This is a genomic window from Streptomyces sp. AC558_RSS880 (assembly GCF_019049255.1).
Classification (GTDB): Bacteria; Actinomycetota; Actinomycetes; order Streptomycetales; family Streptomycetaceae; genus Streptomyces.
This window is the reverse complement of record NZ_JAGMUJ010000049.1, coordinates 1-20,006: the sequence shown is the minus strand read 5'-3', so window position 1 is coordinate 20,006 and position 20,006 is coordinate 1. Positions and strand designations below refer to the sequence as shown.

Annotated in this window: 17 protein-coding genes; 13 read left to right on the top strand and 4 right to left on the bottom strand. The window is 72.8% G+C overall.

The genetic code is table 11. From position 1 onward, the window contains the following. Positions 1–834: 834 nt before the first annotated feature. Positions 835–1,614 (bottom strand): GntR family transcriptional regulator, encoded by a 780-nt coding sequence (locus tag KUM38_RS19290; RefSeq protein WP_217130642.1) that lies wholly within the window; start codon positions 1,612–1,614, stop codon positions 835–837. Then, positions 1,611–2,153 (bottom strand): GntR family transcriptional regulator, encoded by a 543-nt coding sequence (locus tag KUM38_RS19285; protein WP_217130641.1) that lies wholly within the window; start codon positions 2,151–2,153, stop codon positions 1,611–1,613. The genes KUM38_RS19290 and KUM38_RS19285 overlap by 4 nt, the downstream gene beginning before the upstream one ends. Before the next feature lie 157 nt (positions 2,154–2,310). On the opposite strand from KUM38_RS19285, the gene KUM38_RS19280 reads away from it, so the two are divergent. The 8 genes from KUM38_RS19280 (at position 2,311) to KUM38_RS19245 (ending at position 7,445) form a co-directional block, all read left to right on the top strand. Continuing rightward, positions 2,311–2,736: an ATP-binding protein gene (locus tag KUM38_RS19280; protein WP_217130644.1), complete on the top strand. Its 426-nt coding sequence runs from the start codon at positions 2,311–2,313 to the stop codon at positions 2,734–2,736. A 163-nt stretch (positions 2,737–2,899) separates the two neighbouring features. Further along, on the top strand, positions 2,900–3,073 hold the full coding sequence (locus KUM38_RS19275; RefSeq protein WP_217130640.1) for a hypothetical protein: 174 nt from the start codon (positions 2,900–2,902) through the stop codon (positions 3,071–3,073). Positions 3,074–3,187: 114 nt separating this feature from the next. Next, complete coding sequence (locus KUM38_RS19270) at positions 3,188–3,718, top strand: GNAT family N-acetyltransferase (RefSeq protein ID WP_308408994.1); 531 nt, start codon at positions 3,188–3,190, stop codon at positions 3,716–3,718. Positions 3,719–3,889: 171 nt separating this feature from the next. After that, positions 3,890–4,657, top strand: a complete 768-nt coding sequence (locus KUM38_RS19265) for an enoyl-CoA hydratase/isomerase family protein (RefSeq protein WP_217130638.1) — start codon at positions 3,890–3,892, stop codon at positions 4,655–4,657. A 273-nt stretch (positions 4,658–4,930) separates the two neighbouring features. Next, complete coding sequence (locus KUM38_RS19260; RefSeq protein ID WP_254397438.1) at positions 4,931–5,434, top strand: ATP-binding protein; 504 nt, start codon at positions 4,931–4,933, stop codon at positions 5,432–5,434. A 70-nt stretch (positions 5,435–5,504) separates the two neighbouring features. Continuing rightward, a complete protein-coding gene (locus KUM38_RS19255) occupies positions 5,505–6,419 on the top strand; it encodes a MerR family transcriptional regulator (RefSeq protein WP_217130636.1) in 915 nt (304 codons plus the stop codon). A gap of 48 nt (positions 6,420–6,467) precedes the next feature. Beyond that, the gene (locus KUM38_RS19250; protein WP_217130635.1) at positions 6,468–6,680 is read left to right on the top strand and encodes an EF-hand domain-containing protein; all 213 of its coding nucleotides are present in this window, start codon (positions 6,468–6,470) and stop codon (positions 6,678–6,680) included. A 75-nt stretch (positions 6,681–6,755) separates the two neighbouring features. Beyond that, a complete protein-coding gene (locus KUM38_RS19245; protein ID WP_308408996.1) occupies positions 6,756–7,445 on the top strand; it encodes an NAD(P)-binding domain-containing protein in 690 nt (229 codons plus the stop codon). 679 nt (positions 7,446–8,124) lie between these two features. On the opposite strand, the gene KUM38_RS19240 is transcribed toward KUM38_RS19245, so the two are convergent. Next, positions 8,125–8,682: a glycoside hydrolase family 25 protein gene (locus tag KUM38_RS19240; protein ID WP_217130633.1), complete on the bottom strand. Its 558-nt coding sequence runs from the start codon at positions 8,680–8,682 to the stop codon at positions 8,125–8,127. Between the two features lie 224 nt (positions 8,683–8,906). On the opposite strand from KUM38_RS19240, the gene KUM38_RS19235 reads away from it, so the two are divergent. The 4 genes from KUM38_RS19235 to KUM38_RS19220 all read left to right on the top strand — a co-directional run bounded on the left by KUM38_RS19235 (position 8,907) and on the right by KUM38_RS19220 (position 15,378). After that, complete coding sequence (locus KUM38_RS19235) at positions 8,907–9,944, top strand: sugar-binding transcriptional regulator (RefSeq protein ID WP_217130632.1); 1,038 nt, start codon at positions 8,907–8,909, stop codon at positions 9,942–9,944. Positions 9,945–9,952: 8 nt separating this feature from the next. Next, complete coding sequence (locus KUM38_RS19230; RefSeq protein WP_254397436.1) at positions 9,953–10,612, top strand: type VII secretion system-associated protein; 660 nt, start codon at positions 9,953–9,955, stop codon at positions 10,610–10,612. Next, positions 10,609–14,058 carry a hypothetical protein gene (locus KUM38_RS19225; RefSeq protein ID WP_217130630.1) on the top strand — a complete coding sequence of 1,150 codons (3,450 nt, stop codon included), beginning with the start codon at positions 10,609–10,611 and terminating at the stop codon, positions 14,056–14,058. The genes KUM38_RS19230 and KUM38_RS19225 overlap by 4 nt, the downstream gene beginning before the upstream one ends. A 66-nt stretch (positions 14,059–14,124) precedes the next feature. Next, on the top strand, positions 14,125–15,378 hold the full coding sequence (locus KUM38_RS19220) for a hypothetical protein (RefSeq protein WP_217130629.1): 1,254 nt from the start codon (positions 14,125–14,127) through the stop codon (positions 15,376–15,378). Between the two features lie 66 nt (positions 15,379–15,444). On the opposite strand, the gene KUM38_RS19215 is transcribed toward KUM38_RS19220, so the two are convergent. Beyond that, complete coding sequence (locus tag KUM38_RS19215; protein ID WP_217130628.1) at positions 15,445–18,762, bottom strand: right-handed parallel beta-helix repeat-containing protein; 3,318 nt, start codon at positions 18,760–18,762, stop codon at positions 15,445–15,447. Between the two features lie 74 nt (positions 18,763–18,836). Between KUM38_RS19215 and KUM38_RS19210 the strand changes: the two genes are divergently transcribed. Next, positions 18,837–20,006, top strand: a 1,170-nt coding sequence (locus KUM38_RS19210; RefSeq protein WP_254397435.1) for a S8 family serine peptidase, incomplete at its 3' end; no start/stop codon positions are given.

The window sequence follows — 20,006 nt, the reverse complement described above, 5'->3', positions numbered from 1 at the left end:
CGCCGCCTCACCGGCGAGAGCACCATCTCCTGGCGCGACCCCGCAAAGCACCATCAACCACAGATTCCGGGATGAAACAACGGGAGAAAACGACCTCTAAACCGTGCTGCACCCAGGCGAGTCACACAAGGTGGCAACCAGCGCACAAAGGGAGCGCACGCCACCTGAACAGGGTTCACCGCACTTACCGCTCGTGTGCCAATGCGGTGGACGGTCTCCCGGCTCTATCGCTCGCAGTGACGGCAACGACGGCGGACGACAGCGGCATCCAGCAGTCCAGCACGGTGCTGTCGCAGGCCGATCAGGTCGTCCTGCCAAGGCTTGCCCGCATCTTCTAAGCGCCTGGTACCCAGGGGGTGCCCGCCCACAAGGAAACGGCCGTGCCACAGGCGTGCCAGATCGTGTGGGGAACCACGGGGAAGCAACGAACACGCCGCCGGTCGGCGACGCCCTTCCACAGCAGGTCAGCCTCGCAGCGAGCTCTAGATCATCTCAGCTTCCCAAGCTGAGAGCTCGGGCCGTCGTCACGGGCTGGCCGTTGCCGCTTGCTCTGGTTGACAACGAACTCCGATAGTGCGGCTGAGGACGGTTGGTGTGTCGCGAGGCATACGCGTGCGTGGTCGGTCGGCGCACCCGCCGTCGTGGCTGGCTGGCTGTCGTCGGCTGAGGTTCGTGCCATTGCCGTGCCAGATGCAGGGGTCGGCCACGGTCAACGGGGTTGCCTCGCGGTCGAGTTGCCAGCAGCCTGGTTGGGTATTGAATCCCCAGCTCAGCGGCACGATCCGCCCGCCTCTCCGGACCAGATCATGTCCCTGCTGTTCTGCCAGAACAAGCTCAGCCGGGTGTGAACTCGTACTGGAGCTCGTACAGGTGGCCCGCCTTGACCATGACGGTGGCTTCCACGGGGCGTTCGTCGTCGCTGTACACCACGCGCAGGGTGCGGAGCACGGGGAGATCGCTGGGCAGGTTCAGGGCCTGGTACTGCTCCTGGGTGGGGACCCTGGCCGAGATTCGGTCCATGCTCAGGCGTGGTGGGAAACCGAGTTGGCTGAGGAGCGCCGGGGTACCTCCCTTGATCTTTCGCTTGGCCGTGAGGGCGGTGTCCCGGGCGATGGGCAGTGGGTAGTACGACTTGACCAGTTCGACCGGTTCTCCGTTGATGGACAGGATCTGATGACGCAGTACCGCGGTCTCGGCGTCGTCGAGGCCCAGCGCGGACGCGACGTCGGCCGGCGGCCGGGTCTCCACCACGTCCAGCATCGTGCTGTGCGCCAGGGCGCCGAGTTTCGCGGCCTCGGTCAGCCAGCGGTACGGCTTTCCGGGCTCCGCGGGAGCCATGTACGCGGCCGGGCGCATCGTTCGCTGCCGGTGCTCGCGGACGGTGACGGCGGATCCGGCGCGACCGACCACGAGTTGCTCGTCCTTGAGGAGCTGCAGTGCTTTCTGGATGGTCGCGTTCGAGGCGTCGAATCTCTCCTTGAGCTGCGCCGTGGAGGGCAGGTTGGCGCCCGGCGCCAGGTCGCCGCTCATGATTTCGTCGCGGAGGTCGGCGGCGATCCGCTCATGGAGCGACCGTCGGTCCGGCGAGTCGGTGTGGGTGGTGGGCACTGTCATCCGATCCGGATCTCGTAGCGCAGGCGTTGCCGGTGTGCCGGCATGACCATCATGTCGACCTGGAAGGGCCGGTCGTCGCCGTCGAGTGTGACCCGGCTCAGTCGGAGGACCGGTTCGTCCGGGCCCAGGCGCAGGACTTCGCGCTCCTCCGCATCAGGCATCCGCGCGGTCACGTCCTCGCGTACGCGGGCGCCGACGTGCCCGTGCTCGGCGAGGAAGGTCACGGCGCCGCCCGGGATCTTCCTCGCCTCGGCGAGGCGGGTGCCCCGGGCGATGTGTGTGGGGTAGTAGGTGTCCGTCAACTCACACGGCCGTCCGTCGAGTTCGATCACTCGGCGCCGCACGATCACCGTCGCCTCCGTGGGCAGCCCGAGAAGCGCGGCGACTTCCTCCGGTGCCGACGTCTCACCGGCGTACGCGATGCGCTGCGTGCCCTTGCCCCCACGGGACTCGGCTTCGGCCGCCCAGGCGTCCGGCCGCCCCTTCTCCCGTGCGGTCAGGTACGGCAGCGAGGTACTGACCCAGGTGCTGTCGCTCACTGTGTCCTCCATGGAGGGGCGGATGTTCGAGCTTGCCGCTTTACACATTAAGCGAGTCGCTCGGGATCACCACTCCCACTCCTCACCTATCTGCTTTTCGCGAATAGTGGTACGGTGTGCCGGACCGTACAGCACTGGATCAAGGCGGTGGCTCACCGTGTCTCTGTCACGGCAACGTCGATTTCCACGGGCGCGTCGCTCCGTGCCCGCCGCGCGCGCGTTCGCTCTCGAAACACTCATGGAGTGGGGCTACCGGGACCGGCAGGACGATGTGCGCCTCTGTGTGTCGGAACTGGCGACGAATGCTCTGTTGCACGGTGTCCCGCCGGGGCGCGAGTTCTCCCTGGTGCTGACCGGCGACGGCCCCCTCGTCCGCGTCGAAGTGCGTGACAGCGGCGGTGGGAGCCCACAGGTGAGGGATGCGGAGGCGGACGACTGCGGAGGCAGAGGGCTTCACCTCGTCATGGCCCTCGCCGACGACTTCGGCGTGACACCGCACCATCCCGGCAAAACCGTCTGGGCGGTGCTCAAGATGGACCCCGCGAAGGTGGAGGCGGCGGTGGAAGCGGCTGAGTACATGTGACTCAACGCCTCCTTCGGGCGTATCTCCTCTCGGGGAGGCGGAACGTTCACAAACTCACGGCTCTGCGGGGCCGGCGTCGACCGCCTCACCTTCGGCGGGAACCTCATCGAGACCGGAGCCGGGACTTGCCGACTCGCCGGCACCAAGATCACCCGAACACGGGATGCTCCACGAATTCCCGAGGCTTGTCCTCCAGGACATCCAGCTTTTCGACGGGCAGGTCATCGATGGTCCGGTCGAGGTCGCAGACGTCGCTCGTGCTGTTGGCGACGGCGAAGGACCTGGCACCGGAACCGGCCGCTTCTTCGAGCGGGGCGGTGGCGGCGACAGCCGGTGAATCGGACAGCGGAGCAGCTCAATGCGCACCCGCAGTTCCCCGCGGCTGGAATGCCGGGTTCAGCCGCGTGCTCTCGGCTCTCGCTCACGAAGCCGCCCGTGCGAGGATCACGACGTGAACGACCTGCACGTCCGCCTCGCCGAGGAGACCGACCTCGCCACTCTCGTCCGTCTGCGTGACGACGCGGCCCGCTGGATGCTCGCCCACGGCATCACCGGCCAGTGGCGGCCCGGTCAGCTCGACGAGGACCACTTCCGCAGGGTCATGGCGAGCGGTGAGGTCTGGCTCGCCGAGGCCGGTGGCCGCGCGGCCGGGGCGTGGGAGTTGTGGTGGGAGGACGAGGACGCCTGGGGGCCGCAGCAGCCGGTGGCCGGCTACGTGCATCGGCTGATGGTGGACCGCGGCAACGCCCGGCCGGGGACGGGGCGGTTCCTGCTGCGTGCCGCCGAGCGCCGCATCGCCGCGGCGGGGCGGGCGTTCGCGCGGCTGGATTGCCTGGCCGACAACGCGCGTCTGAACGCCTACTACCTGGACGCCGGCTACCGGGTCGTCGGCCACAAGGCGGGCAAACCGCAGCCGGGCGGTGCGCCCAAGTCGTTCACCCTCCTGGAGAAGGCCTGCGGACCGGTCGTGGCGGCCGAGTGACTGTGGTCAAGGGGGCGACGCCCTCGCTGAGGACCACGACGGCGGGAGAGCCGCCGATGGAATCGAGGACGAGGCCCTGTGCGGTGACGCGGGGCCCTTCTTCGGCTCGATGGAGGTCGGCCGAGTGGCCCGCGGTACCCCCGCGTGTGAACGGCCGCTAACCTGCGGGGCATGACCGTACATCTCGAAGTCGCCGAAGGCGTCGGCACGCTGCGGCTGGACCGGCCGCCCATGAACGCGCTGGACATCGCCACGCAGGACCGGTTGAAGGAGCTCGCCGAGGAGGCCACGCGCCGCGAGGACGTGCGTGCCGTGGTGCTCTACGGCGGCGAGAAGGTGTTCGCGGCGGGCGCGGACATCAAGGAGATGCAGGCCATGGACCATGCGGCCATGGTCCTGCGCGCCAAGGCCCTCCAGGACTCCTTCACGGCCGTGGCCCGCATCCCCAAGCCGGTCGTGGCCGCCGTCACCGGCTACGCGCTCGGCGGCGGGTGCGAGCTGGCGCTCTGCGCCGACTACCGCATCGCCGGGGAGAACGCCAAGCTGGGCCAGCCCGAGATCCTGCTCGGCCTGATCCCGGGCGCGGGCGGCACCCAGCGGCTGTCCCGGCTGATCGGCCCCTCCAAGGCCAAGGACCTCATCTTCACGGGACGCCAGGTGCGGGCCGACGAGGCGCTGGCGCTCGGCCTGGTGGACCGGGTGGTGCCGGCGGAGGAGGTCTACGCACAGGCGCACGCGTGGGCCGCGAAGCTGGCCCAGGGCCCGGCGATCGCGCTGCGCGCGGCCAAGGAGTCGGTCGACACCGGCCTTGAGACGGACATCGACACCGGCCTCGCCGTCGAACGCAACTGGTTCGCCGGCCTGTTCGCCACCGAGGACCGCGAGCGGGGGATGCGCAGCTTCGTGGAGGAGGGGCCGGGCAAGGCGAAGTTCCGGTGAAACCCCGTCCGTCACCTTGCAATTGACGCGATGTCTGATCCGGGTCCCTCGATGGGGCGGTTTATGGGAGCCTTAGTGCACCCTTAAGCCGTTCGTGTCGAGGGAGCCCGTCGATTGCCTGAGAGTGAGCCGTTTTCCCAGGTCGGGCGGGCTTTCGAGGGTGCCGAAGTGTCATCGGCGCATGCCGTCGGCCCCTTGTCGGACAGGGGTGTGCGGGGGGCGTATTCCCCCGGAACGGCCCCCGAGGACCCCTCGGGCGGCCATGATGGGGGCATGGCGGGGCTGGAGGGCATGGAACAGCCGCGGGGAGACGGACGTGTGACCGCGTCGCGCTGGTCGCCGACGGTCGATGACGAACGCGCCCTGAAGGCAGTGGAGTTGTTCGGCAACCCGACGGAGGCGGAAGTTCCGCTGCCGTCCCGCCCCGAGTCCGCCGCCACCGCCCGCCGGCTCGTCCAGGTGGTCGTCCTGCGGGAGTGGGGCCTCACCGCCAAGACCGCCGAGGACGCCGTCCTGCTCGTCTCCGAACTGGTCGGCAACGCCGTACGGCACACCGGCGCGCGGGTCTTCGGCCTCCGCATGAGGCACCGGCGCGGCTGGATCCGGATCGAGGTCCGCGACCCGTCCCGCGGGCTGCCCTGTCTCATGCCGGTCCAGGAGATGGACACCAGCGGCCGGGGCCTCTTCCTCGTCGACAAGCTCGCCGACCGCTGGGGCGTCGACCTGCTGCCCCGCGGCAAGACCACCTGGTTCGAGATCCGCGTGACGGACCGCTGAGGGTTCCCGAGGGGCGTCCTCACCTGCGTGGCTTGAGCCTCCACCCACTGGAGGGCCCAGACTCCCGGACATGACCGACGACGGCACCGGACTTCTCACCATCGGCGAGCTCGCCCGGGCCACCGGACTGTCCGTGCGCACCATCCGTTACTGGTCCGACGAGGGCGCCCTGCCCCCGGTGGCCCGTTCCGCGGGCGGTTACCGGCTCTACGACGCCGGGTCCGTCGCCCGCCTGGAACTGGTCCGCACCCTGCGCGAGCTGGGCCTCGGCCTCACCGACGTACGCCGGGTGCTGACCGGTGAGACCACGGTCGCGCGGGTCGCGGCGGCGCACGTGGCCGCGCTGGACACGCAGATCAGGTCGCTGAAGGTGACCCGCGCGGTGCTGTCGACCGTGGCACGACGCGGCTCGACCGCGGAGGAGATGACGCTCATGAACAAGCTGGCCCGACTGTCGACGGCCGAGCGCAGGCGCATCATCGACGACTTCATGGCGGAGGTCTTCGACGGCATCGACACGGCGGACCCCGACATCCGCCGGCGCCTGCGCTTCGCCGCGGCCGACCTGCCCGACGACCCCACCCCCGAGCAGGTGGACGCCTGGGTGGAGCTGGCCGAGCTGATCCAGGACCCGGAGTTCCGGGCGACGATGCGCAGGATGATCGAGTTCAACGCGGCGGACCGGGGACCGGACGTCCCCTCCGGCAGCTCCCTGTGGTTCATGAGCCGGCTCGTGCGGCTCGCGGGCGGGGCGCTCGAGGGCGGCATCGCCCCCGATGCGCCCCGGGCCGCGGACATCCTGCGCGAGCTGATCGGCGACGCCGACCTGGCCGCCGTACTCGAACGCCTCGCGGCGGCGACCGACGTACGCCTCGCCCGCTACCGCGAGTTGTCCGCGATCGTGAACGGCCTGGAGCCGCCGTCCTCCTACGAGGAGGAGTTCCGGTGGGTGGTCGCCGCACTGGAGTCTCAGGTGGCCCGATAATCTGACCTGCGTCAGTAAGACGCACAGTACGAGATGAGGGGCGGATCGGTGGCGGACATCGAGGAAGCGCGCAAGCAGTTCGAGCGGATCGATACGGACGGGGACGGATTCATCACCGCTGCCGAGTTCAGGACCGCCCTGGCCCAGGGCGGGGACTGGAACGTCACCGAGGCGGTCGCCGAGGCCGTGATCAAGTCCCAGGACCTGAACGGCGACAAGCTCCTGTCCTTCGACGAGTTCTGGGCGCACCTGAACAAGTAGGTCCGGAATAACCCGCCCGTTCCGGGGGTTGGTGTCGCTCATGGTGGTTCCCGGAGGGAACCGGAGCGGACATCGATCCCCGGAAGGACGAGGCGAGCGGACATGAAGATCGGCATCATCGGGGCGGGCAACATCGGGGGCAACCTCACGCGGCGGCTCACCGCCCTCGGCCACGACGTCTCCGTCGCCAATTCCCGCGGCCCCCAGACGCTCACGGAGCTGGCCGAGGAGACCGGCGCGACGCCCGTACGGGCCGAGGACGCGGCGCGCGGCGCCGAGATCGTCGTCGTCACCGTCCCGCTGAAGGCGGTACCGGACCTGCCGTCCGGCCTGTTCGACGAGGCCGCGGAGGGCGTGGCCGTCATCGACACCGGCAACTACTACCCGCGGCAGCGCGACGGCAGGATCGCCGGCATCGAGGACGAGGGCATCACCGAGAGCCGCTGGACGGAACGGCAGATCGGCCACCCCGTGATCAAGGCCTTCAACGGCACGTACGCCCAGGACATCCTGGACCGCCACCGCCCCGCCGGCGCCCCCGACCGGCTGGCCCTGCCCGTCGCCGGCGACGACGAGGCGGCCAAGCGCAAGGTCCGGGCCCTGATCGAGGAGCTCGGCTTCGACACCGTCGACGCGGGCGGCATCGACGACTCCTGGCGCCAGCAGCCCGACACCCCCGTCTACGGCCTGCGCGCGGGCACCGAGGCCGTCACCAAGGCCCTGGCGGAGGCCTCCCCGGAGCGCAAGCCGGAGTTCCGGGGCTAGATCTCCCCTGTTCACACGGCCCTTGGCAATCATTGTCGCCCGGTCCAAGGAATCTCCCCGATCGGATCTCCCTGCGCCGCACCGCGCCCTCGACGAGAGCGCCCCTGAGCACTGTCCGACGATCTGGCGTGCGGGAGCACTGCGCATGTTCGGCACGGTCGTTGAGCCGAAGGAAAGGTGTGGGCGGAGCGTGGTGACCGGGGGATGGCGTGGAGATGTGCAGGGCGCGTGGGGATGGTCGGTTTTGCGATCGGACATCCGATGCGCATCGGTTCACAACAGGGCTGTGCGCCGCCCCTTACGCGCAACACCGAAGGGGTGGGCGCATGGAACCGATCGGCGCGGCTCGCGCGGTGACGGAACGGCGCATGTGCGAGTTCGACGCATGTGGGAGAACAGTCTCAGCCAAGGGCCTCTGCACGGGCCACTACCAGCAACAGAGGAACGGCCGACCCCTCACGCCCCTCCAGCGAAAGAGAGGCGATGGTGCTGTGCGGGCGATGGTTGAGCGAGGCGTCATCGAGTGTCTCGGATGCGGTGAACACAAGCTTCCGTCCGAGTACTCGACGCTCAATGCGTCAGGCGCTCCGCGCCCGTACTGCAAGCCGTGCGATGCCGAGCGTGTCCGCCTGCCAAGCGTCTCCGTGTGCAGTTGACGGCCGTGGCTGGTGATCAACGTTCAGGTGCCCTCGGCCCATCCCTTCAGAGCTGTCTTGCTGGAGAAGTCCGCGACGTTCCTGTCCAGCGGGTCGTCGGTGTACTGGTGGAAGCGCCACTTCGCTTGGATGCGGGGCTTTCCGGCGGTGACGTAATCGGCGATCCAGAGGCCGTCGCCGGCGTAGGAGGTGGTGTCGACGTCGAGCCAAAAGTGCCTGTTGGCGTAGAGGATCACCCTGTGATGCGGCCTTAGCTCCTTCACCTTCTTGATGAAGCGGTCCTTCTCCGCGTTGCTCGCGTGCGTCCCCTCGCCCGTCGTCTCCCAGTCGACCGCGAGGATGTCGCCCCGCTTCTCCGGGGCCTTGCTCACGAAGTACTCCGCCTGGGCCGTGAGGTTGCCCGGCCAGAGGAAGTGGTAGAAGCCGACGACCAGACCGGCGTCGCGGGCCCTCTCCGTCTGGGCCGAGAGCCTGGGATTGGTGTACGAACGGCCCTCCGTCGCCTTGATGAAGACGAAGGACAGGCCGTCGGTGTCGTACGAGGACGGCTGGTACGCACTCACGTCGATGCCGCGCAGCATGGGGCTCCCTGAGGTGCTGGTGGGGGGAGGGGAGTCGAGTGATGTCTTCCCCACCCTGCCACGGACGACCCGTCCGGGCGGTGAGAAGTCGGGTCCCAGCGGTCACTCACGTCCCTGGTGTCACTTCGATGTCGGTTTCCCGTCATGTTCCGCTCACTTCGCACAGATGAACTGGCCGGAGAAGTGGTGTGAGTTGACGAACGATGAGAGCGCGGAGAGACGACATGGCCGAGCCGGCTGAGGTGACGGCGTTACCCGCGCCGATCGACACGCTTCTCGCCGCCGCCGTCGCCCGGCGCTTCTACCTGGAGCAGCGGTCGAAGGTGGAGATCGCCAAGGAGTTCGGCATCAGCCGGTTCAAGGTGGCCCGCCTCCTCGACGCGGCCGTGGCCCACGACATCGTGCGGATCGACATCACCGTCCCGGCCGAGATCGACGTCCCGCTCGGACGGGCGCTGGCCGAGCGGTTCGGGCTCCGGCACGGCATCGTTGTCAACCTGGGCCGCGGCGAGGGCGGTACGACGGCGTCGGCGGACCAGCACCAGAGCGGCCGCTGGCTCGGCACGGCGGCGGCCCGGCTGATCTCGGAGATCGCGGAGGAGGGCGACGTCCTCGGGCTGGACGGCAGCCACGTGGTGGACGCGCTCAGCGAGGCGGTCACCCGGCTGCCGCTGTGCGACGTGGTCCAGCTGACCGGGGTGCACGGGCGGGACCTCGCCCATGACGCCGCGATCGCCGCGGTCCGCCGTACGGCCGCGGCGGGCGGCGGCAGGGCGTTCCCGCTCCACACCCCGTTCCTCCTGCCCGACGCCGTGACGGCCGCCGTCCTGCGCAGCCAGCCCGCCACCGCCGAGACGCTGGACCGGTTCGGCCTGGTCACCAAGGCCGTCGTCGGCATCGCGGCGTGGGACGCCCCGGATTCCACGGTGTACGGCGCCCTGTCCGAGCGGGAGCGGGAGACGCTCCGGGAGGCGGGAGCGCGCGCCGAGGTGGCCGGCCACGTCCTGGACGCCGCGGGCCGGGTGATCCCCACCGAGCTGAACGCCCGCACGATCGCCGTCAGCGCCGCCGAACTCCGCGGCGTCGCGGAGCTGATCGGTGTCACGGCCGGTGGGCGCGGCACCGGGGCGGTCCGCGCCGTGCTGAGGTCCGGACTGCTCGCCGGAGTCGTCACGGACGCCACGACCGCGCGCCGCCTCCTCTGGCACGACGACCCGGACGACCCGGCACGGACCGCACCGTCGTCCCGATCCACCGAATGAGGACAGCGATGAGCCAGCAGGACGAGGCGCTTCCGCCCGTTCCGGACGACATCCGTGAGGCGGGCCGCCTCGCCCCGGACCACTGGCTGGGGGTGGTCGACCCGATGTGGTCCGGGGAGGGGAAGCCCCCGGAGTGGGCGATGACCGGCCGGTGGCGGTCCGGCCTCGACGGCGAGATCGTCGAGTGGGAGGACAACCCCGAGTACCGGCCCTCCCCGCGTGCGCTCGACTGGCCCGAACCGGAGGACGAGGTGGACCGCGCCGTCCAGCTCGCGTCGACCGGGTACGGGCCCGGCGAGGCGGTGCCGGCGGCGCTGGTGGGGCGGGAAGTCGCCGTGCTGACGGCGCCGGGCGGCGGCCTGCTGAGTGCGGCGGCGCCGGACGGGACACCGGTCGTGCCGGTGTTCACCTCGTCGGTGTTCCTGCACACGTCGGGGCGTTTCGCCTTCGAACTCGTCGGCGTCGACGACCTTCTGACGCGCGTCCCCGAGGGGCACGTGCTGTACCTGAACCCCTCGGCCGCGGTGAGCATGCTGCTGGACCCCGACGCCGTACGCGACGCGGCCCGGGACGGCGCGGAGGAGCGGACCCCCGCCGCCGCGCCCGTGGACCGTACCGCGCGGGTGCTGACCGAGGCCGTTCACCCGGTGCGGGGGACGGACGCGTGAGCCGCTGGTCGTCCGTGATGCCGGGCCGGGGACGCAGGTCCGCTTCCGGCTCCGGTACGGGCCGTCGCGGTACGGCGAGCCCGGCCGGCGGTGTGAACGGCACCGGGAACCGGGGTGTCGGCGGCCCGCCGGTCGAGGACGTCGACGGCGTGCTGCTGGTGCGCTCGGTCGAGGACGACTCGTTCCCGCTGGACGTCGTGGCCGAGGTGGCGGGTGCCGTCGGCAGGGAGGAGGACGTCGTCACGGTGATCGTGGGCTCCGCCGCCGGGGGCGGGGCGCCCGGCGCCGACCACTGGGCACGGCTGGGCGCGCTCCTCGACTCCCTCCGCGCGCGGGGCACCGACCGGGTCCGGCTCGTGATGTCCGGCGCCGGTGACGACCGGCCGGACCGGCCCAGCGTCGCCCGCAGGATCGCGGACGCCTGGGAACTGGAGGTGATGGCTCCGGACGGGGCCGTACTGATCACGCCCGGCGGCGCGCTCTTCGTCCACGGCGATTCCCGGCCCGGCTCCTCCTGGTGGCGGTTCGCGCCCGGCGCGGAGCCCCGGAGGGCGGGCCGGCGCGCACCGGCGCCCGCCTGGGAGGAGGCGTTGGACGGGGTGCCCACGCGCACGGCCGGCGGCTGTGTCGTGGACCGCATCCCGGCGGGTGTGGTGATCCGCCCGGCCGAGGCGCCCGGGCCCGCCCCCGACGACCTGTGCTTCTCCGTGCCCGTCGACTTCGAGCGCCTGACGGTGCTGGTCGGTGCCCCGCAGGCGGAGGACGTCGCCGCCGACGAGGTCGCCGCCGTCCTCGCGGGACTGCCGGAGGCGGAGCGCGCCCGCACCCGGCTCGCCCCCGGCGGCCGGCGTGACCTGCTGCGGCTCGGGCAGTCGGTCGCCGACCTGCTGGGCACCGAGGTGGAGGTGCTCACCGGTCTGCCGCTGCTCGACGACCACGCACCGCCCGGAACGCCTCCCCGGCCCACGCTGGTCGGGCGGGACGGCAGGCCGAGCTGGCGGCCGTTCGTGTCGTCCGTGGTCTGCGGGCCGGTCGACTCCGAGGGGCGGGCTCCCGTACCCAGGCCGGTGGAGCTCCACCTGCCCGACTGGATCCTCGGCGGCAGCGAGCGGGGGACGGTCCGGCTGACGGACCGCTGGCAGGCGACGGTGACCCGGGCCGGCCTCGCCCTGTGGGCACCGGACGGCCCCCGTCCCGGGCCACTCGGACCGGCCGTCGACCCGGAGGTGTGCGCCATCGAACTGGGCATGCCGGGACAGCCGTTGGACGGCTCCCTGCTGCCCGCGCTGTCCCGCCTCGTGCGCGGCCTCGGAACCGACGTCCGGTCACGCACCACCCTGCTGGTCCGCGGCAGGCTCCTGGAGGGCGACGGCGCCCTGCGCCGCCTGGCCGCCGAACACGGCATACCGAACATCCGCTACGTCACCGCCGCCCGGCCGCCGTGGTCCGGTACGGCGACCGGCCGACCGGGCACGGCCGCGGAGCCCGGCCGCGCGGTGCCGTCCGGTGGCGTGGGCCACCGGCCCGGCAGGGCCGCCGCCCTGCCCGGTGCCGGGGCCGGCGGGGCCGCCGTCGAGTCCGGTGCGTCGGGGCGGGGGGCCGGTACGGCCGCTGGTGGCCCGCCGGTCATGGGGCCCGGCCGTGCGGTGCCGTCCGGTGGGGCGGCCCGTGGGCCGGGTACGGCGTCTGCCCCGGCGGCCGCCGAGTCCGGGGGTGGGGTCGGGCGTCGGCCCGGTGCGGCTGCCGCCCTGCCCGGTGCCGGGGCCGGAGGGGCCGTCGTCGAGTCCGGTGCGTCGGGGCGGGGGGCCGGTACGGCCGTTGGTGGTCCGGGGGCTGCCGGGTCCGGCCGGACTTCGCCGCCGGGTGGGGTGGCCCGTGGGCCGGGTACGGCGTCTGCCCCGGCGGCCGCCGAGTCCGGGGGTGGGGTCGGGCGTCGGCCCGGTGCGGCTGTCGGTGGCCCGCCGGTCATCGAGCCCGGTGGGGCCGCTGTCGAGTCCGGTGTGTCGGGGCGGGGGGCCGGTACGGCCGCTGCTCCGTCGGCTGCCGAGCCCGGCGGTGGGACGGGACACCGTGACGGTACGGCTGCCGTCGGCCCGCGGGCTGCCGAGCCCGGCGTACCGGCGTCCGCGCCCGCCGCCGAAGTGAGCGGTGCCGCCGGCGGGCCTTCGGCTGCCGGGCCCGTCCCGTCGCCGGATTCCCCTCCGGTCGGTGGGGCCGCCGAAGCGGAGGCGGACGCCGCCGGTCCCGGGGAAGCGGCGGGTGTGCCGCCGGGGTCTTCGCCGGAGGGTGCCGAACCCGGGGAAGCGGAGCTCGGGGCATCCGCGTCCGCCGCGTCCACGTCCGCCACGTCCGTCGCGTCCTCGGAGTCCCGTCCGGAGGAGCGGCCCGCCGCAGGGTCCGCGACTGCCGCGTCGCCGGAGGCCGGGGCCGGTGACGGGAGCGAGCAGAGGGCTTCCGGGCCCGGTGCGGCGCCGGACGGCGAGGCGGGTCCGAGGGCCGCGGGGCCTCGGTCCGCCTCCCCGACCGGGGCGCGCCCCGGAGCCGGCGGTGTCGTCGGCGGAGCGGGGCGCCCCGCAGGTGAGAGGAGCGGCCCGGGGCCGGACGGCGGCCGGGCCGTGCGTGCCGAGGCGGTGACGGGACCGCGGGGCCGGAGCGGTGAAGCACCCGCCCCGAACCGTGCCGCCCTCCCGTTCGTGCCCGGGCACGTCAGCGGGGCCGCCGAGCGTGCCGCGTTCCGGGACGCGGCGGCCGGGGCCTGGGAGGGGCACGCCGCCGCAGTGTCGCGGGTGCTCACCCGGATGCCCGCCCTGCGCGGTCACGAACTGGAGGCGGCGCGGACCGATCTCATCGCCGCGCACGCCTACCTCACCGCCGGGGAAGGGCCCCTGCACCACCGTGAGTTGATCCGGGACCTGCACACCGGCGAGGGGCGCCTGCTGCCCTACGCCGGCTGTCTGGCGTCCGCTCTGCGCCGACTGCCCTCCTACCGGGGCGTGGCCCTGCGCGGCGGGGACGCCGACGGCCCCGAACCGGCGGTCGGCACGCTGCTGCACGACCCCGCCCCGGTCAGCGCCCTGGCCGGATCCTCGGCGCTCCCCGCCGGGGCTCCCGTGCGCTACGCGATCTGGTCCGTCACCGGACGCAAGGTACGGCAACTGCTCGACCGTCCGGGCGGCTCCTCGGAGACGTACGAGGAGATCGTCTTCGTGCCGGGGACCGGCTTCCGGGTGCTGGGGGTACGGACCGCGCCCGCGGGCCCCTCCGTCGTCCTGCTGCGTGAGCTCCCCGGGAACGCGACCGCCTACATGGACGGGTCGGAGGAGCTGAGCGGGCTGGACCTCAAGGCCCTCACGCACCTCGAGGAGGCGCTGGCCAAGGGCTTCCGCGCCGGTGACGACCCGCAGTGGCCGGAACGCTGTTCCGGGTCCGTGGGTCAGGACGGATAGCGAGCGGGGGCGCGCCACACGACCACCCATCACCCCACAGTCCACACAGACAGATCGAGGAGAACGATGGCAAGTCAGAAGAAGCCGCCCGTTCCCGACGGGTCCGACGGCACGGGCGGTTCGTCCGTCCGCAGGGCCGTCTCCCTCGGGTCGGCGGCGGCCGACCCCGGCCCGATGCTGGCACCGGCCGCACGGCGTACGGCCGCACCGGAGCCGGGCGAGGGCGGCACCGGGCGAGCGGAGGCGGCCCGTCCGGCCCCGGACACCGCCGAGAGCGAGGCCGCCCCCGAGCAGCCCGCCGCCACGACCGGCACGGCTGCCACGGTCGGCACGGCCGGGGAACCGGCCGCAAAGGCCACCACGTCCGCCGCCGAGGAGCGGTCGGAGGCGGAGCGCGAGAGCGCCGCCGAGCCGGCCACGGCCCTCCGGGCCGCCCCGGACGCCGCGGCCGGTGCGGCCGGCGGGGTCGGTGGGACCGCCGCGGCCGGTGCCGGTGCGGACGGACCGCCGTCCGGGAACCCGAAGAAGCCCCTGCTCGCCGCCGCCGGCATCGCGGGCGTCGTCCTCCTCGCCGTGCCGCTGCTGATCTGGGCCACGGACGACTCGCGGGAGAAGAAGAAGGAGGACGTGGCGGTGGCCGCCGGGTCCGACACGCTGCTCGACGAGGAGCCCCTGGAGGTGCCGAAGGGCGACTACGCCCCGGCGGAGCCCACGCCGGAGCCCTCGACCAAGAAGCCGTCCGCCAAGCCGAGCCCCGTGGTCAGGATGCCCGCCCCGGTGACGAGTTCGGCGGCCCCGGTCAGCGAGTCGCCCAAGGCGACGAAGAAGGCGAAGACCCAGGTGAAGGAGCACACGGCTCCCAAGCTCCCGGCGAACACCGCCGCTTACGCCGTTCAGCGGCTGGCCGCGTCGAACCCCGGCCGGCACATCTGCTACCGGGTCCACATGAAGGGTGCCGGCTGGACGGCCCCGGCGTGCGACGGGGCCGTGGCGGGCCAGGGGCGGCCCATCACGGCCATCAACATCGCGGTGGTCGGCGCCAAGAGGGTGTCCGCCAACGAGTTCGTCCAGAAGGACGGGTGGACGACCGCGTGGTCGGGTGCGGCCGACGGGACGGATCTGACGCTGGGCAGCGCCTCCTCGAACGCGCCGAACCTCAGCGGTTACGCCATCGGCGTCGACGACGGCAACGTCTGCCACCACCACAAGCTCGGCGGGCACGACTGGGGCGCCTACTTGTGCGAGTCGTCCCAGGGCTGGAGGTTCGGCGGGTCGCTGGAGCCGGACGTGTGGCTGGAGTCCGTCAAGTTCAACGTCTGAGGGGCGCGACGGCGCAGCGGACGCCCGCCGGCTCCGGCCGGCGGGCGTCCGTCTTCACCGGGCGGGCTACTGCCCCAGGGCCTGCCGGACGGACAGGTCCTCCGGCAGCAGCGTGGTGAGGTCGGCGAGGCTGGGCGAACTCAGCCCGCCCAGCCGGCGGGCCTGGCTCGTCATCATCGTCTCCAGCAACTGCCGGGCGAGCCGCGCGTTGCCGAAGGACCGGTCGCGCGGGATGGCGTCCACATGGGCGCGCAGCGCCTCGAGGGTGGCGTCGGCGCACTCGTACCCGGAGGCGGCGGCGTGCCGGGACACGATGGTGACCAGTTCGTCCGTGCTGTAGTCCTCGAACGTCACGAACTTGGAGAACCGGGAGGTCAGACCCGGGTTGGAGGCGAGGAAGCGCCCCATCTCCTCGGTGTAGCCGGCGACGACGACCACGATCTCGTCGCGGTGGTCCTCCATCAGCTTCAGCAGGGTGTCGACGGCCTCGCGGCCGAAGTCGTTGGACGATCCCTCGGGGGTCAGGGTGTAGGCCTCGTCGATGAACAGCACCCCGCCCAGCGCGCTGGTGAAGACGTCCTTGGTGCGCTGGGCGGTGTGGCCGACGTACTGGCCCACCAGGTCCGCCCGCGCCACCTCCACCAGGGAGTCGCGGGGGAGCACCCCCAGCGAGTGCAGGAGCCTGGCGTACAGCCGGGCGACGGTGGTCTTGCCGGTGCCGGGCGGCCCGCTGAAGACGAGGTGGTTGCTGATCTTGGGGGCGGGCAGCCCCGCGGCGATCCGCTGCCGGGCGTTGGTCAGCAGACTGACCAGGTCGGCGACCTCCCGCTTCACGGCGGCGAGCCCCACCATGGCGGTGAGTTCGGCCATCGGGTCGGACGCGTCGTCGGTGTCCTGCGCCGTCCCGCCGACGGCCGCCGCCTCCGCGTCGCCGACGTCCTGCGGCAGCAGCAGCGTCAGGTCGTTCTCCGCCGGGTCGGTCATGGCCGCGAGCCGGAACGCCTGCCGGTCCACCATGTCCTCGAACACGCCGCGGGCCGCGCGGCCGTTGCCGAAGGTCGCGTCGCGCGTCATCTGCTCGAAGCGTACGGCGAGGGCCTCCCGGGTCAGCGGCCCGAGCTCGAACTGGTGCCGCCGGCAGAGGCTCTCGGTGATCGTCACCAGCTCCTCCACCGCGTAGTTGCCGAACTCGATGGTGCGGGTGAAGCGGGAGGCCAGACCCGGGTTGGCGGTCAGGAACGACTCCATCTGCTCGGAGTAGCCGGCCGCCACCACGACCACGTCGTCGCGGTGGTCCTCCATCAGCTTCAGCAGGGTGTCGACGGCCTCGCGGCCGAAGTCGTTGGACGTCCCCTCGACGGTGAGCGTGTAGGCCTCGTCGATGAACAGCACCCCGCCCAGCGCGCTGTTGAACGCCTCGGTGGTCTTGATGGCCGTACCACCGATGACCTGCGCGACCAGGTCGGCGCGGGCGACCTCGACCAGGTGCCCGCTCCTGAGCACACCCAGGTCCGCGAGGATGCTGCCGTAGAGGCGGGCGACGGTGGTCTTGCCGGTGCCGGGCGGCCCCGCGAAGATCAGGTGTCGGCTCATCGACGGGACCGGCATGCCGAGCCGGCGCCGGCGCTCCGCGAGCTGGTTCAGGTTCACCAGCGTGTTCACCTGGTGCTTGACGTTCTCCAGGCCGACGAGCGACTCCAGTTCGGCCAGCGGGCCCTCGGGCTCCGGCTCCTTGCCGGGGCCGCCCGGAGCGCCGTCCTCGCCGACGGTCTCGGCCGACTCGCCCCAGCTGTCCGGCAGTCCGTTGTCCGCGCTGGTCAGCAGCTCGACCGTGAGCCGCTCGCTCGCGCGGCTCTGCCGCAGTCCCGCGCCGCGGTTGTCGCGCACGACGCACCGGATGACGTCGACCGGCTCGGCGCTGTCGACCCGTACGCCGTCGCCCGTACTGCCCGTGATCTCACAGGCGTTGAGGACGGCCCGGCCGCCGCGCGACACCTGGACGCCGTGGGCCTTCGAGCCGTGCACCCGGACCCGCTCCAGGGTGATCTCCGCGCCGTCCCGCACACCGACCCCGGCGTCGGCGCTGTCGCCGATCTCGCAGTCCCGCAGGGTGCCCCGGCCGCGTTCGCCGACGAGCAGGCCCGAGCGGGCGGCGGAGCTCAGTACGGTGTCGCTGATCTCGGGGTCGGAGTCGTCGTCGATGTGCAGCGCGCAGCCGCCGGCGGACTCGATCTCGCAGTGCTCGAGCCGGCCGCGGCCGTCGTCGGTGAACTCGACGCCGTGGCCGCCGGCGCCGGTGACCCGGGCGCGGCGCAGCAGGGGGTTGGCGGCGGAGCGCACGGAGATGCCGACGCCCGCCGCGTCCAGGACCTCCAGGCGTTCGAACTCGGCCGTGGAGTCGTCCGCGAGCTGCACCGCCCCGGCGGTGTCGGCGCAGTCGCTCACCACGGTGTCCCGCAGCAGCGGGGCACTGCCCTCGACGACCCGTACGGCGGCCTCGGTGGAGCCGTGGAACGAGCAGTCCTCCAGGGTTCCGCGCGAGCGGTCCAGGACGAGCAGCCCGCTGGTCTTGGTGCGCCGGGTGACGCACCCGCGCAGCACCGGGTCGGCCCCGCCGGAGATGACGATGCCGCTCTGCGCGATGGACTCGAAGGAGGTCTCCTCGATCTCCGGGCGGGACATGCTGGTCACCAGCAGGCCCACCGAGGTGTGGTGCACGGCGCAGCGCAGCACCCGGGTCGAGCTGTGGCCCTCCAGGGCGATGGCCGGCTTGTCGGTGCCGGAGATGTCGCAGCCCTCCACGGTGCCCCGGGCCTCACCGCTCGCCAGGACGCCGTTGGCCCGCGCGCCCCGGATGCGGCAGTCGCGCACCAGGGGCCCCGCGGTCTCGCCGATGACCACCGCGGAGGTGCCGAAGTTCTCGAACACACAGTCCTCGACGATGCTCTCGGACTCCGAGGAGTCGACGAGTCCGGCGCCGCCGGGGTTGCCGATCCGGCAGCCGCGGGCGGCCAGCGAGCCCTTGCCGCGCACCAGCAGCGCCGTCCACCCGGCACCGGTCACGGTGCAGTCGTCGAGCGCGGCCTGACCGGCCGGCACGTCCACGACCGCGGCCTCCTTGTCGCGGCCCCGCAGGGTCAGGGCGCTGAGCATCACGGCGTCGGCCATGAGGGTGACGGCGGTGCCGTCCCGCGGGCAGAGTTCGACGGTGCCCGGCTCGCCCTCGCCGACGATCGTCACCCGGTGCCGGATGACGAGGTTCTCGGCGTAGCGGCCGGGACGGACCCGGATCACCGCCCCGGTACGGGCCTGGGCCAGTGCCTCACCGATCGTCTGGAATCCGTCCGACCGTTCCGGGCCGACCGTGAGTATTTGCCGTGCCACGCCTCGAACCTCCTTGTGCTGCTGCGGTAGTTGGCGTTGTGCGCCGTACATCTTGTGTGCATATCATGCGCGCTATGCGGAATGTCATGAAAGGCCGGAGTGCGGGACTCGTGCTGGCGATCGCCGTGGTCCTGCCGGTCACGGGCGGGCCGGCCCTCGCCCTCCCCGCCGCCCCGGCCGCGCCCGCCGCGCCGTCGGGGAGTCCCGGTGCCGACGATCCGGGGGCCACGCTGCTGCCCCCGCTGCCCGTCCGGCTCGGCGAGGACAACCCCTGCACCGGGGCCTCGAAGCAGACGGCCACCGGAGCGGCGTGGTCGCAGACGGCGCTCGGACTGTCCCGGGCCCAGCGGATCTCCCGGGGCGGCGGCGTGACCGTCGCGGTGGTCGACACCGGTGTCGCCACCGGCGTCCCCGGCCTGTCCGGCAGGGTGGAGTCCGTCGACGCGGCGGCCGAGGACTGCGTGGGCCACGGCACGTTCGCCGCCGGCCTGATCGCCGCCGCACCGCAGAAGGGCAGCGGCATCACCGGGGTCGCCCCGCAGGCGGAGATCCTCGCCCTGCCCGGCACCGACGACCGCGGGGTCCCCTCCGTGGAACGCGTGGCCGCCGGCATCCGGACGGCGGCGGACCGCGGCGCACAGGTCATCTACGTCGGCCAGGTCCTGCGCACCGGCAAGGCCGAACTCACCGCGGCCGTCGCCCACGCCACCCGGCGCGACGCACTGGTCGTCGCCCCGGCCGCCCCGGACGCCGTGCCCCGCGAGGAGCAGGGGCCCGACGGCGAGATGCCGGAGGGTCCGTACTGGCCGGCCGCCGCGCCCGGCGCGCTCGCCGTCGTGGACTTCGGCCCCAGCGGCGTACGGCAGGAGAACGCGCCGCCCGCCCACGAGCCCGACCTGTCCGCGCCCGGCGGCGAGATGGTCAGCGTCGGCCCCGCGGGCTCCGGCCACTACATCGGTTCCGGTGCCTCGCTGGCGGCGGCGGGCGTCGCGGGCACCGCCGCGCTCGTCCGCGCCTACCACCCCGACCTCACGGCGGCCGAGGTCACCCGCCGCCTCCTCGACACCGCCTACCCGTCGGACACCCCCCGCCTCGACCCGTACGCCGCCCTGTCCCTGATCCAGGACCGCACGACGACCCCCGCGCGGACCCCCGCCCCCGCCCACATGCCGGCCCCCGCCGACCCCACTCCCCACCGCCGCTCCCTGACGATCGCGGCCGTGGGCCTGGCCACGGTCCTCCTC

Excerpts from the sequence above, each read along its gene's own strand:
- KUM38_RS19290 (WP_217130642.1), bottom strand. The coding sequence starts at position 1,614 with ATGACAGTGCCCACCACCCACACCGACTCGCCGGACCGACGGTCGCTC.
- KUM38_RS19275 (WP_217130640.1), top strand. The coding sequence starts at position 2,900 with ATGCTCCACGAATTCCCGAGGCTTGTCCTCCAGGACATCCAGCTTTTC.
- KUM38_RS19265 (WP_217130638.1), top strand. The coding sequence starts at position 3,890 with ATGACCGTACATCTCGAAGTCGCCGAAGGCGTCGGCACGCTGCGGCTG.
- KUM38_RS19260 (WP_254397438.1), top strand. The coding sequence starts at position 4,931 with ATGGCGGGGCTGGAGGGCATGGAACAGCCGCGGGGAGACGGACGTGTG.
- KUM38_RS19255 (WP_217130636.1), top strand. The coding sequence starts at position 5,505 with ATGACCGACGACGGCACCGGACTTCTCACCATCGGCGAGCTCGCCCGG.
- KUM38_RS19240 (WP_217130633.1), bottom strand. The coding sequence starts at position 8,682 with ATGCTGCGCGGCATCGACGTGAGTGCGTACCAGCCGTCCTCGTACGAC.
- KUM38_RS19235 (WP_217130632.1), top strand. The coding sequence starts at position 8,907 with ATGGCCGAGCCGGCTGAGGTGACGGCGTTACCCGCGCCGATCGACACG.
- KUM38_RS19230 (WP_254397436.1), top strand. The coding sequence starts at position 9,953 with ATGAGCCAGCAGGACGAGGCGCTTCCGCCCGTTCCGGACGACATCCGT.
- KUM38_RS19220 (WP_217130629.1), top strand. The coding sequence starts at position 14,125 with ATGGCAAGTCAGAAGAAGCCGCCCGTTCCCGACGGGTCCGACGGCACG.